Raw genomic sequence first — 12,986 nt, 5'->3', positions numbered from 1 at the left:
AGGTGTGGCGTGAGTACGCAACGGGATTTCGCGGCCGACGTCCTGGTGGTCGGGGGCGGTCCGGCGGCCACCTGGGCGGCACTGGACGCGGCCCGCGCGGGCGCGGACGTCGTCCTGGCCGACAAGGGGTACTGCGGGACCAGCGGCTCGACGGCGGCCGGCGGCACCGGCGTCTGGTACGTGGAACCGGAGCCGGCGCTGCGCGAGGCGGCGATGGCGAGCCGGGAGGCGCTGGGCGGCCACCTGGCCGACCGGCGCTGGATGGCCAGGGTCCTCGACCAGACCTACGCCAACATGAACGAGTTGGCCCGGACGAGGAGTTATCCCTTCCCGGCCGGTCCGGACGGCCGCCAGCTGCGGAACGGCCTGCAGGGCCCCGAGTACATGCGCCGGATGCGGATCCGGGTGCGGCGCGCGGGTGTCCGCATCCTCGACCACAGCCCCGTGACCGAACTGCTCACCGCCGCCGACGGGTCGGTCGCCGGCGCGGCGGGCCACCGCCGGCAGGCCGGGCACCCCTTCCTGGTGCGGGCGGGCGCCGTGGTGCTCGCCACCGGGGGCTGCGCGTTCCTCAGCAAGGCGCTCGGCACCGACACCAACACCGGGGACGGCGCCCTGTACGCGGCGGAGGTGGGCGCCGAGCTCTCCGGGATGGAGTTCTCCAACGCCTACGGCATCGCGCCGGAGCACACCTCGGTCACCAAGACCGCCTTCTACGCGTACGCCACGTTCACCACCGGGGACGGCGCCGCGCTGGAGGGTGCCGCCAGTCAGGGCGGCCGCTCGGTGATCGCCCGTACGCTGCTGGCCGGGGAGAAGGTGTACTGCCGGCTGGACCGCGCCGACGAGGCGGCCCGCCGCGCGATGCGCCTGGCCCAGCCGAACTTCTTCCTGACCTTCGACCGGCTCGGCATCGACCCGTTCACCGACCGCTTCGCCGTCACCCTGCTCGCCGAGGGGACGGTGCGCGGCACCGGTGGCATCCGGATCGCCGGCGACGACTGCCGCACCACCGTCCCCGGCCTGTTCGCGGCCGGCGACGCCGCCACCCGGGAGGAGATCTGCGGGGGGTTCACCGGCGGTGGCAGCCACAACGCGGCCTGGGCGATGTCCTCGGGCACCTGGGCCGGGCGGGGCGCCGCCGGGTACGCCCGCGCGCTCGGGCCCGGCGCCCACCGCCGCACGCTCGCCCCGGCCGGCCGGGCCGGGCTGCGTCCGACCGGCGTGCCCGGCGGCACGCCGGTCGGGGACGCCCGGGACATCGTCGCGGCGGTCCAGCGCGAGGTGCTCCCGTACGACAAGAACTACCTGCGGCACGGGGACGGCCTCACCGGGGCGCTCACCGTGCTGGACGACACCTGGGCGAGGCTGCGGGCCGGGCTGCGGGCCACCGGTGCGGACGCGGTCCGGGCCCGGCAGGCGGCGGCGCTCGCCGCGAACGCCCGCTGGATGTACCGCTCCGCGCTGGCCCGTACCGAATCCCGGGGGATGGCCCGCCGGCTCGACCACCCCGACCAGGATCCGGCGCAGCACCACCGGATCGCCACCGGCGGGCTGGACGAGGTCTGGACCCGCCCGCTCGCCCGAGCCACGGAGGCCGCCGCGTGATCGAACTCGTCTCCCCGGAGCGCTGCATCGCCTGCGACCGGTGCATCAGGGTCTGTCCGACCGACGTCTTCGAGCGGGGCGCGGACGGCATCCCGTCGATCGCCCGGCAGGACGACTGCCAGACCTGCTTCCAGTGCGAGGCCAACTGCCCGGTGGACGCGCTGTTCGTCTCCCCGTACACCCACCCGCAGCCGCAGGACCCGGCCGTCCACGACGAGCGGCGGCTGGCCGACGCCGGGCTGCTCGGCAGTTACCGCGCGCAGATCGGCTGGGGCCGGGGCCGGACCCCGGGCGCGCTGCGCGCGATCGGCCCGGCCTTCGGGCCGGCCGCCTCGGCCACTCCCATCACCTCCTGACGCACCGCCCGGACCACCTCCTGACGCACCTCCTGAACGTCCGCACCGCAACCACCGTCCGAAGGGAAAACCGATGACCAGCACCTTCGAGATCCGCAAGGTCGGCGGCCGGATCGGCGCCGAGATCCTCGGCGTCGACACCGCCGCCGAACTCGACCCGGACACCGTCGAGCAGCTCAACGCCGCCCTGGTGGAGCACAAGGCGCTCTTCTTCCGCGGCCAGCAGCTGGACGACGACGGCCAGACCCGCTTCGCCGCCAACTTCGGCACCCTCACCACGGCGCACCCGACCGTCCCCGCGCTCGACGGGCAGCCGAACGTGCTGGCGGTGGACAGCGAGGACGGCGGCCGGGCCAACCGCTGGCACACCGACGTCACCTTCGTCCGCACGCCGCCGAAGGCCAGCACCCTGCGCAGCCTGATCGTCCCGCCGTACGGCGGCAACACGCTGATCGCCAACACCCAGACCGCGTACCAGGACCTGCCGGAGCAGCTGCGCGAGTTCGCCGACCGGCTCTGGGCCGTGCACACCAACGACTACGACTACGCGCAGGGCAAGGAGCTGGACGCGGCGGACCAGGAGCGCCGCCGGGTCTTCACCGCCCGCACGTACCGCACCGCCCACCCGGTGGTGCGGGTGCACCCGGAGAGCGGTGAGCGCGGGCTGTTCATCGGGGGCTTCGCGCAGTCGGTCGTCGGCCTGCCGAGCGCCGAGTCGCACGATCTGCTGCGCAGCCTGCAGGCGTACGTCACGCGGCCCGAGAACGTGGTCCGCTGGCGCTGGGAGCTCGGGGACGTGGTGCTCTTCGACAACCGCGCCACCCAGCACTACGCGCCGGACGACTACGACGACCTGCCGCGTCGCCTGCACCGGGTCACCGTGGCCGGTGACGTCCCGGTGGGCGTCACGGGGGAGTCCAGCCAGGTGCTGGAGGGTGACGACGCCTCGCACTACACCGCCTGAGCACCGCCCGGCCGCGCGGAGGGGGTCCGCGCGGCCGGTCCACGGGGAAGGCCCGGACCACCTGGTCCGGGCCTTCCCCGTGAGGCCGAGCCGGGCCCGGCGCCGGGCCGTCATGCCGTGGCGTACCGCCCGGCCGGGCGCGGCAGGCCGTAGTGCTCGCGCAGGGTGCTGCCGGTGTAGCCCTCGCGGAACAGGCCGCGTGCCCGCAGGATCGGCACCACCTGCTCGACGAAGTCGTCGAGGCCGCCGGGCAGGACGGGCGGCATGATGTTGAAGCCGTCGGCCGCGCCCTGGGTGAACCAGGTCCCGATGTGGTCGGCGAGCTGCTCGGGGGTGCCGACCACGACCTGGTGGCCGCGGCCGCCGCCGAGCCGCCCGACGAGTTGGCGCAGGGTCAGCCGGTCGCGCTCGGCGAGGTCGCGGATCAGCTCGAAGCGGCTCTTGGCGCCGTTGATCGCGGTGACCGGCGGCAGCGGTGGCAGCGGCTCGTCCAGCGGGTGGTCGGTGAGGTCGACGCCGAGGACGGTGGAGAGCACGCCGACCGCCCGGGCCGGGCTGATCAGGGCGTCCAGCTCCTCGTCGAGGGCGCGGGCCTCGGCCTCGGTGGAGCCGAGCACGGGGACGACGCCGGGCAGGATCTTCACCTGTGCCGGGTCGCGGCCGGCCTCGGCGGCCTGCCGCTTGAGATCGCCGTAGAAGGCCTGCCCCTCCGCCAGGGTCTGCTGCGCGGTGAACACCGCCTCCGCCCAGCGGGCGGCGAAGGCCCTGCCGTTGTCGGAGGAGCCGGCCTGCACGAGCAGCGGGTGCCCCTGCGGGCTGCGCGGGATGTTCAGCGGCCCGCGCACCTGGAAGTGCTTGCCGACGTGGTCGATGTCGTGCACCCGGCCGGGGGCGGCGAACGCCCCGCTCGCGCGGTCCAGCAGCAGCGCGTCGTCCTCCCAGCTGTCCCACAGCGCGGTGACCACGTCCAGGAACTCGGCGGCCCGCTCGTACCGTACGGCGTGGTCCTGGTTGGCGCTGCGGCCGAAGTTCTGGGCGGCGCGGTCGCCGGCCGAGGTGACGATGTTCCAGCCGGCCCGCCCGTGGCTGATGTGGTCCAGCGAGGCGAACTGGCGGGCCAGGTTGTAGGGCTCGGAGAAGCCGGTGGAGACGGTGCCGATCAGGCCGATCCGGGTGGTCACCGCGGCCAGCGCGGTGAGCAGGGTGAACGGTTCGAAGTGGCTGATCAGGCCCCAGCCGCCGTCGGATCGGGCCTCGACGCCGTCGGCGAGGAACACCGAGTCGAAGGAGGCCGCCTCGGCGGCTCGGGCGAGCCGCTGGAAGTGCGCGACGTCCCCGGCGGCGGACGGGTCGGTGCGGGGGTGGCGCCAGGCGGCCTCGTGGTGGCCGACGCCCATCAGGAAGAGGTTGAAGTGGAGTTGGCGCTCGGCGGCGTTCTCGGGCATGGCGGATCACTCCGTGGCTCGGAAGTCGGGCGGGAGAAAGGGGGATTGACCCGATTCTCCGGCCCGTTCCGCGGCCGTTCAACGATTCACCTGGCCGTGGAATTAATGCGCCGTTGACGAGGGCTCAACGCATCGTCCGGGCGGTCGCGCGCCCGGCCGTCCGCAGTTCCATCGGCCGCTGGTAGACGCTGTCGAGCACCCCGGCGCAGGCCGCCACCGCCAGCACCTCGACACCGAACGCGGTCGCGGTGACGAACTGTTCGGGTGCGGCGTTGGAGTGCAGCCGGATCTGCTCGGCCAGGTACGGGCGCAGGCAGGGGGCGACCGACAGGCCGGCTTCACTGACCACCAGGACCTCGGGGTTGAGGACGTCCAGCAGCAGGCCGGCGGCGGGCGCGACGAGCCGCAGCCGCTCCTCGAAGAGCCGGATCGCGGCGGGGTTCCCGGTGCCGGTCAGTTCCAGCAGCAGGTCGAAGTCGGGGCCGGGGATCAGGCCGAGGGCGTGGGCCCGGCGGGCGAGGGTCCGGTCCGCGACGGTGGCCTGGAGGCAGCCGGTGCGCCCGCAGGAGCAGGGCTCGGTGGAGCCGGGTACGGCGAGGTGGCCGATGTCGCCGGCGCGGGAGCGGCGCCCGCGCAGCACGCTGCCGCCGGTGGCGATGGCCGCGTCGACGACGTTGCCGACGAAGAGCTGGACCAGTTCGGTGGCCGTGCTGCCGGCGCCGAACAGCAGCTCCGCCTGGGCCAGTGCCCGGGCGTGGCTGTCGACGTGCACCGGCAGCCGGGTGGCGTCGGCCAGGATGTCGCGGACGGGGACGTCGTGCCAGCCGAGCGGGCCGTGGGCGACGACGCTGCCGCTCTCGGAGTCCACCCAGCCGCCGGTGACCACGCCGAGGCCGAGCAGGGAGTGGCCGGCGGCCCGGCGGGCCAGGAAGCCCGGCAGGTAGGCCCGGATGGTGCCGAGGACGGCGGCGGCGTCCCCGCGCCGGGGCAGTCGCTCGTGGGCGACCACCCGTCCGCGCAGGTCCAGCAGGGCGAAGGTGAGCCAGGGCACGCCGATGTGCACGCCGCAGGTGAGGTGGTGACGGGTGTCGATGTCCAGCGGCAGCTGCGGGCGGCCCGCCCTGGGCGGCCCGTCCGGCGGGGGGAGTTCGCGCAGCAGCCCGAGCCCGGTGAGGTCGGCGGTGTGCCGGGAGACGGCGGCCGGGCTGAGGCCGGTGGCCCGGCCGACCGCGCTGCGGGTCAGCGGGCCGCCGGCCAGTACCGCGCGCAGCACGGCCCCGGCCCCGCCGCCCTCGGTGGGCAGCGGGGTCCTGCCGTGCGTGGGCGGTGCGACCAGGGAGAGCATGCGGTCGATGCTCCCAGCGGCGTGTTGCACGGGCGTGGCGAGGGCGTGAAGCGGCCCGCGGCGGGTCCGGCGGCCCTGGTACGGGTTCCTTCGAAGAGCCGCCCGCCTCCTCACGCCCGGCCGCGGCCGCCTGGAAGGATGCGGGGCTCACCCGCTCGCTCCCGGCGAGGTCCCGGCCGGCCTCGGCCCGGCGCGTCGCGAGGTCGGTCTCGACGTCCTGCGTCGCCTGGGCGGCCTCGGCGCGGGTTTCCTGGAAGAGCGTCTGGGCGGCCTGCCGCTCGGCTCCGGCGTCGCGGTTCGCCCCGGCGGGCGGCGCGGCACTGTCGGTCATGGCCTTCTCCATGATCCGCGGTCCTCGGCCTCCCCCGGGTCGAGTGCCACGGTGCGATCGGACGGACCGGACCCGGGTGCGCCGTGGCGCAGGGTCGGGCTGTGGACGAGGGTCGGGCGCTGCGCGTACCGGAGGATGCCGCGCACAGCCGGGCCGAGGCCTGGCCGACGGTTCGTTGGCGGCTCGCGGGTTCCTTCGGCGGCAGGTCCAGGACGAGCTGGTCGATCTCTCGCGGCAGCCCGGCGCGCAGCCCGCTCGGTGACGTCGGAACCGCCTGTCGCCCAGCGGGGCCGAGGGGGGTGACGGTTCGTCATTACCGGCGTGCAGGTGTCCGACGTGCTCCGATCGGTGGGTGGCGGGCGGCCACCGGTGTGGCCGCCGGCCGGCCTACGGGCGGCAGGCCGGTGCGGACGCAGGCGGCGGGGCAGGCCGCCGGGCGGTCGCCGCCGGGGCCGGGCCGCCGGCCCCCTCGGGCGGCCCGGCCGTCAAAATCGCGCTAAGACTGGCCGTCCGGCGCCCCGATCAGCGGCGGAGCGGCCGGCGCGCCGTAGTCTCGAAGGGGCCGAACAGATGTCCGGGGCTGGCTCCCCGACGGGACCGGATCAAGAATGGTGCACATGGGACGCGGCAGGCTGCGGATCTACCTCGGGGCCGCCCCCGGGGTGGGGAAGACCTACGCCATGCTCGCCGAGGCGCACCGCCGGGCCGGGCGCGGCACCGACGTGGTGGCCGGCTTCGTGGAGCACCACGGCCGGGAGCACACGCTGGCCCGGGCCGAGGGCCTGGAGTTCGTCCCGCGCCGGGAGCTGGTGCACCGGGGCGCCGTCTTCACCGAGATGGACCTGGACGCCGTGCTGGCCCGCCGTCCGCAGGTCGCGCTGGTCGACGAGCTCGCGCACAGCAACGTCCCCGGCAGCCGCAACGCCAAGCGCTGGCAGGACGTGGAGGAGTTGCTGGCGGCCGGGGTGGACGTCGTCTCGACGGTCAACATCCAGCACCTGGAGTCGCTCGGCGACGTGGTCGAGGGCATCACCGGCGTGCGCCAGCGGGAGACCGTCCCGGACGACGTGGTGCGGCGGGCCGACCAGATCGAGCTGGTGGACATGTCGCCGCAGGCGTTGCGCCGCCGGCTGGCGCACGGCAACGTCTACGCGCCGGAGAAGATCGACGCCGCGCTCTCCAACTACTTCCGGCCCGGCAACCTCACCGCGCTGCGGGAGCTGGCCCTGCTCTGGACGGCCGACCGGGTCGACGAGTACCTGCAGACCTACCGGGCCGAGCAGGGCATACAGGGCACCTGGCAGACCCGGGAGCGGATCGTGGTCGGCCTGACCGGCGGGCCGGAGGGCGCGACGCTGATCCGGCGCGCCGCCCGGATCGCCGCGCGCGGGTCCGGTGGCGAGCTGCTCGCCGTGCACATCACCCGCTCGGACGGACTGGCCGGCGCCGGGTCCCCGCAGGCGCTGATCGAACAGCGGGCCCTGCTGGAGAGCCTCGGCGGCACCTTCCACACGGTGCTCGGTGAGGACCCGGCGGCCGGGCTGCTGGACTTCGCGCGGGGCGTCAACGCCACCCAGGTGGTGCTCGGCTCCAGTCGCCGCAAGGCCTGGCAGTACGTCTACGGTCCCGGGGTGGGTGCCACCGTCACCCGGGACAGCGGCGACATCGACGTCCACATCGTGACCCACGAGCACGCCGCGAAGGGGCGCGGGCGCGTCCCGATCCGCCGGGTCACCGATCTCGGGCGCCGGCGCGCGGTGGCCGGCTGGCTGATCGGGGTGGCCGGCCCGCTGCTGCTGGCCCTGCTGCTGACCCATGTGAACGGGCTCGGGCTCTCCACCGACATGCTGCTGTTCCTGACGGTCACGGTGTGCGCCGCGCTGGTCGGCGGGCTGTTCCCGGCGATCGCCTCGGCGCTGGTCGGCTCCTCGGCGCTGAACTACTGGTTCACGCCGCCGACCCACACCTTCTCGATCAGCGAGCCGCAGAACATCCTGGCGGTGGCGATCTTCACGGCGGTGGGCATCGCCGTGGCCTCGGTGGTGGACCTGGCGGCCCGCCGCACCCACCAGGCGGCCCGTAGCCAGACCGAGGCGCAGACCCTCAGCGCCCTGGCCGGGACGGTGCTGCGCGGCGCGCCCACCGGCGAGGGCGTGCTCACCGCGCTGCTGGACCAGGTCAGGGAGACCTTCCAGCAGGACTCCGCCGCCCTGCTGGAGCGGACGGACGAGCACAGCCCGTGGCACCGCACCGCCGCGAGCGGCCCGCACCCGCCGGACCGGCCGGAGCAGGCCGACGTGGACGTGCCGGTCGGTGAGCACCTGGCGCTCGTCCTGGCCGGCCGGGTGCTGCCCGCCGAGGACCGCCGGCTGCTCGGCGCGTTCGCCGCCCAGGCCGCCGTCCTGCTGGAGCGCCGCCGGCTCGCGGGGGAGGCCGCCGCCGCCCGCCGGGAGGCCGAGGGCAACCGGATCCGCACGGCCCTGCTGGCGGCCGTCTCGCACGACCTGCGCACCCCGCTGGCCGGCATCAAGGCGGCCGTCAGCTCCTTGCGGTCCGAGGACGTGGAGTGGGACGAGGCGGACGAGGCGGAGCTGCTGGCCGGCATCGAGGAGGGGGCCGACCGGCTGGACCACCTGATCAACAACCTGCTCGACATGAGCCGGCTGCAGACCGGCACCGTCACCCCGCTCATCCAGGAGACCGACCTCGACGAGGTCGTGCCCTTCGCCCTGGCCGGCGTGCCGCCGGACTCGGTGCGGCTGGACGTCCCGGAGTCGCTGCCGATGATCTTCGCGGACGCCGGCCTGCTGGAGCGCTCGCTGGCCAACCTGATCGAGAACGCCGTCAAGTACAGCCCGGCGGGGGTGCGGGTGTACGTCCGGGCGGACGCACTGCACCCGGTGGGCGGCGCGGCCCGGATGGAGCTGCGGATCGTCGACCGCGGCCCGGGCGTCCCGGAGGAGGCCAAGGAGCGGATCTTCGCTCCCTTCCAGCGCTACGGCGACGCCCCGCGCGGCGCCGGCGTCGGGCTCGGCCTCGCCGTGGCCCGGGGCTTCGTGGAGGCGATGGACGGCACCGTGGCCGCCGAGGACACCCCGGGCGGCGGGCTCACCATGGTGGTCACCCTGCCGGCTGTGGAGCGCCCTCCCGAGCCGGCCTCCTGGCCGGGTGCGGGCCCCGCGGTGCGGGCCGCCCCCGCGGTCGCCGGGGCGGCCCGGGACCCGGACGGGGCGCCGCACGAGTCCCGGGCGTGACGCCGCGTACCGGCCCCGGACGGCCGGCGGCGCCGGAACCGTGGCCGTGCCCGCGCCGGCCCGCACCCCGCACCGGCGCCCCGCAGTCACCGGCGCCCCGCAGCACACCCCTGCCGGCCCCGAACACCCATTCCGACACCCCGAAAGGCGGAGCCCGTATGACCCGGGTCCTCGTCGTGGACGACGAACCTCAGATCGTCCGCGCGCTGGTGATCAACCTCAAGGCCCGCAAGTACGAGGTCGACGCGGCCCACGACGGCGCGAGCGCGCTGGAACTCGCGGCCGCCCGGCACCCCGACGTGGTCGTGCTCGACCTGGGTCTGCCGGACATGGACGGCGTCGAGGTGATCAAGGGCCTGCGCGGCTGGACCCGCGTCCCGATCATCGTGCTCTCCGCCCGGCACGCCTCCGACGAGAAGGTCGAGGCACTGGACGCCGGCGCCGACGACTACGTCACCAAGCCCTTCGGCATGGACGAACTGCTCGCCCGGATGCGGGCGGCCGTCCGCCGGGCCGAGCCGGTCACCGGCGAGGACGACTCGATGGTGGTCACCGACGGGTTCACCGTCGACCTGGCGGCGAAGAAGGTCAACCGGGGCGGCACCGACGTACGCCTCACGCCGACCGAGTGGCACCTGCTGGAGGTGCTCGTCCGCAACGCCGGCCGGCTGGTCAGCCAGACCCAGCTGCTCCAGGAGGTGTGGGGACCGGCCTACCGCACCGAGACCAACTACCTGCGGGTCTACCTCGCCCAGCTGCGCCGCAAGCTGGAGGCAGACCCCTCGCACCCGCGGCACTTCATCACCGAGCCGGGCATGGGATACCGCTTCGAGGCCTGAGCGCGCTCCGGGGCGTGCGGACCTCCGGCCCTGCCGTCGGACCCCCTTGAACCGGTACCCTTCGGGCATGAGTGGTGACATCAGCAGCGACCAGCCGCAGGGCCGCTTCCGCCGCATGCTCAGCCGGTTGACCTCCTCCACCGAGGAGCTCCAGGCCGAGGAACTGCGGCAGGAGAGCGCGGCGGAGTCGGGCTGCACTCCGATCGCCAGTTGCAGTGACCGCGCACTGGTCACCGTGGCGGGCACCCTGCGCACCGTGACGCTCCGCCCCCGGGCCGGCGTGCCCGCGCTGGAGGCGGAACTCTTCGACGGCACCGAGGCCCTCGACGTGGTCTGGCTCGGCCGGCGCTCCATCGCGGGCATAGAACCGGGCCGCCGGCTCGTCGCCAGTGGCCGGATCAGCCACGCACGCGGGCGCCGCGTGCTGTTCAACCCCCGCTACGAGCTGCGTCCGGTAGGACACGGGAGCGAATGAGCGTGAGCAACCTGCCCGGCGGCGACCCCGCCGCCCAGCTCGACCTGGCCAAACCCGCCGAGGCGAGCGGTCACCCCTACGAGCGTTCCGCCGGGGGGCCCGGCCTCGACGGTCCCGCCGCCCCGGAGAGCGCGGAGGAGGTGGCGGCCCGTGAGGCGGCGGCCTCCCGGGAGGCCGCGGACACGGTGATGCAGGCCTTCGGCGGCGTCCGCGGCATGATCGACATGACGCTGCCCGGCCTGGTCTTCATCATCACGTACAACATCACCCACCAGGTCTCCACCGCCGCTTGGGCGGCACTGGGCCTGAGCGCGCTCTTCGTGGTGGTCCGGCTGTTCAAGCGCGAGACCATCCAGCACGCCTTCAGCGGCGTCTTCGGCGTGGCGATCGGCGCCTGGATCTCGATGAAGACCGGCAAGGCCGAGAACTTCTACCTCCCGGGCCTGCTCTGGAGCGTCGGCTACTGCCTGGGCCTGGCGGTGTCGGCGCTCGTCCGCTGGCCCCTGATCGGGGTGATGCTCGGCCCGGTCACCGGCGAGATGTTCACCTGGCGGACCCAGAACCCGGGCCGGCTCGCCGCGTACACCAAGGCCACCTGGGCCTGGGTGGTGATCATGGGCATCAAGCCGGTGATCCTCTTCCCGCTGTACTTCACCGGCAACGTGAACCTGCTCGGCTGGCTGAAGGTGGCGCTCGGCATCCCCCCGATGCTGCTGGCGATGTACATCACCTGGCAGATCCTGCTGAAGGCGCCGCCGCCGATCAAGGCCGTCGTCGAGGACGAGTAGCCCGGACGCCCCGGCGGGGCGGTCCGACAGGACGGCAGGACGTACGACGACGTACGAGGAGGGGCCCACCCGCGCGGGTGGGCCCCTCCTCGTACGTCCGCGTCGCGCGTGCGTCAGCCGGTGCCGGCCCCGCCGCCGGTCAGCAGCAGGTTCTCCAGCTCCTCCTCGCGCTCCTGGGCGGCGACGAAGAGCAGCTCGTCGCCGCCCTCCAGGGTGTCGTCGCCACTGGGCACCAGGACCCGGCCCTCGCGGATGATGGTCACCAGCGCGGTGTCCTGCGGCCACTCCACGTCGCCGACCCGGGTGCCCACCAGCTCGGTGTCGGCGGCCAGGGTCAGCTCGACCAGGTTGGCGTTGCCCTGGCTGAAGCGCATCAGCCGGACCAGGTCACCGACGCTGACGGCCTCCTCGACCAGGGCCGACATCAGGCGCGGCGTCGACACCGCGACGTCCACGCCCCAGGACTCGTTGAAGAGCCACTCGTTCTTCGGGTTGTTCACCCGGGCGACCACCCGGGGAACGCCGTACTCGGTCTTCGCCAGCAGCGAGACGACCATGTTGACCTTGTCGTCGCCGGTCGCGGCGATCACCACGTGGCAGCGCTGCAGGGCGGCCTCGTCCAGCGAGGTGATCTCGCAGGCGTCCGCCAGCAGCCACTCGGCCATCGGCACCCGCTCCACCGAGATGGAGTTCGGGTTCTTGTCGATCAGCAGGACCTCGTGGCCGTTCTCCAGCAGCTCGCCCGCGATCGAGCGGCCGACGGCACCGGCCCCGGCAATTGCGACCCGCATCAGTGACCCTCCTCGTTCGGGCCCTGGGCGAACGCGGCCTCGACCGCCGCCAGATCCTCGCGGCGCAGCGTCACGTGCACCAGATCACCCTCCTGGACCACCATCTGCGGCGTGGGGAGCACGCTCTCGCCGAGCCGCGTGACGAACGCCACGCGCGCCCCGGAGGCCTCCTCCAGCGCGCTCAGCCGGTGCCCGACCCAGGACGGCGCGTACGCCACCTCGGCCATCTGCACGCTGCCGGTCGGGTCCTGCCAGAGCGTCTCGGCGCCGCTGGGCAGCAGCCGGCGCAGCATCTGGTCGGCCGTCCAGCGGACGGTGGCCACGGTGGGGATGCCCAGGCGCTGGTAGACCTCGGCGCGCCGCGGGTCGTAGATCCGGGCCGCGACGTTCTCCACGCCGAAGTTCTCCCGGGCCACCCTCGCGGCGATGATGTTGGAGTTGTCGCCGCTGCTGACCGCCGCGAACGCGCCCGCCTCCTCGATGCCGGCCTCGCGCAGGGTGTCCTGGTCGAAGCCGACCCCGGTCACCCGCCGGCCGTTGAACCCGGCGCCCAGGCGTCGGAACGCCGTCGGGTCCTGGTCGACCACTGCCACCGAGTGGCCCTGTTTCTCCAGCGCTCTCGCGAGGGCGGAGCCCACGCGGCCGCAGCCCATGATGACGATGTGCACTGAGCGCTACCTCACCCGGTCCGTTGGGGTCTTGACCTGCGCAAACACCGTTCATCGTCCTTCCGCACCCCGAGGTGGGGGTGACTCTTGTCGGCGGCTTTCGCGTGACAACTGGAGTGTTG

General features: G+C 74.3%; 11 protein-coding genes. 7 read left to right on the top strand and 4 right to left on the bottom strand.

Annotated elements, in window-relative coordinates; genetic code table 11:
• The first annotated feature begins 9 nt into the window (after nt 1–9).
• From J2S46_RS14490 to J2S46_RS14480, 3 genes are all read left to right on the top strand, one after another.
• A complete protein-coding gene (locus J2S46_RS14490) occupies nt 10–1,608 on the top strand; it encodes an FAD-dependent oxidoreductase (protein ID WP_191289323.1) in 1,599 nt (532 codons plus the stop codon).
• Nucleotides 1,605–1,964 carry a 4Fe-4S dicluster domain-containing protein gene (locus J2S46_RS14485; RefSeq protein WP_191289322.1) on the top strand — a complete coding sequence of 120 codons (360 nt, stop codon included), beginning with the start codon at nt 1,605–1,607 and terminating at the stop codon, nt 1,962–1,964. The genes J2S46_RS14490 and J2S46_RS14485 overlap by 4 nt, the downstream gene beginning before the upstream one ends.
• A 73-nt stretch (nt 1,965–2,037) precedes the next feature.
• Entirely contained in the window at nt 2,038–2,928 is an 891-nt protein-coding gene (locus tag J2S46_RS14480; protein ID WP_191289321.1) for a TauD/TfdA dioxygenase family protein, read from the top strand.
• 110 nt (nt 2,929–3,038) lie between these two features.
• On the opposite strand, the gene J2S46_RS14475 is transcribed toward J2S46_RS14480, so the two are convergent.
• Both J2S46_RS14475 and J2S46_RS14470 read right to left on the bottom strand, forming a co-directional pair.
• Nucleotides 3,039–4,373, bottom strand: a complete 1,335-nt coding sequence (locus J2S46_RS14475; RefSeq protein ID WP_191289320.1) for an LLM class flavin-dependent oxidoreductase — start codon at nt 4,371–4,373, stop codon at nt 3,039–3,041.
• A gap of 124 nt (nt 4,374–4,497) precedes the next feature.
• Nucleotides 4,498–5,718, bottom strand: coding sequence for an ROK family transcriptional regulator (locus J2S46_RS14470; protein WP_191289319.1), 1,221 nt, complete (start codon nt 5,716–5,718; stop codon nt 4,498–4,500).
• A 948-nt stretch (nt 5,719–6,666) separates the two neighbouring features.
• Here J2S46_RS14470 and J2S46_RS14465 point away from each other — a divergent pair.
• The 4 genes from J2S46_RS14465 (at nt 6,667) to J2S46_RS14450 (ending at nt 11,405) form a co-directional block, all read left to right on the top strand.
• A complete protein-coding gene (locus J2S46_RS14465) occupies nt 6,667–9,303 on the top strand; it encodes a DUF4118 domain-containing protein (RefSeq protein WP_191289318.1) in 2,637 nt (878 codons plus the stop codon).
• A 158-nt stretch (nt 9,304–9,461) separates the two neighbouring features.
• On the top strand, nt 9,462–10,142 hold the full coding sequence (locus tag J2S46_RS14460; protein WP_073927870.1) for a response regulator: 681 nt from the start codon (nt 9,462–9,464) through the stop codon (nt 10,140–10,142).
• Between the two features lie 67 nt (nt 10,143–10,209).
• The gene (locus J2S46_RS14455) at nt 10,210–10,617 is read left to right on the top strand and encodes an OB-fold nucleic acid binding domain-containing protein (protein ID WP_190210074.1); all 408 of its coding nucleotides are present in this window, start codon (nt 10,210–10,212) and stop codon (nt 10,615–10,617) included.
• Entirely contained in the window at nt 10,614–11,405 is a 792-nt protein-coding gene (locus J2S46_RS14450; RefSeq protein WP_191289317.1) for a DUF3159 domain-containing protein, read from the top strand. The genes J2S46_RS14455 and J2S46_RS14450 overlap by 4 nt, the downstream gene beginning before the upstream one ends.
• 113 nt (nt 11,406–11,518) lie before the next feature.
• On the opposite strand, the gene J2S46_RS14445 is transcribed toward J2S46_RS14450, so the two are convergent.
• Entirely contained in the window at nt 11,519–12,196 is a 678-nt protein-coding gene (locus J2S46_RS14445) for a potassium channel family protein (protein ID WP_073927868.1), read from the bottom strand.
• A complete protein-coding gene (locus J2S46_RS14440; protein WP_073927867.1) occupies nt 12,196–12,864 on the bottom strand; it encodes a potassium channel family protein in 669 nt (222 codons plus the stop codon). The genes J2S46_RS14445 and J2S46_RS14440 overlap by 1 nt, the downstream gene beginning before the upstream one ends.
• Nucleotides 12,865–12,986 lie beyond the last annotated feature (122 nt).

Origin of the sequence: Kitasatospora herbaricolor (assembly GCF_030813695.1) — a bacterium.
In the GTDB taxonomy this organism is placed as follows: Bacteria; Actinomycetota; Actinomycetes; order Streptomycetales; family Streptomycetaceae; genus Kitasatospora; species Kitasatospora herbaricolor.
This window is presented reverse-complemented; position numbering and strand designations above follow the sequence as displayed.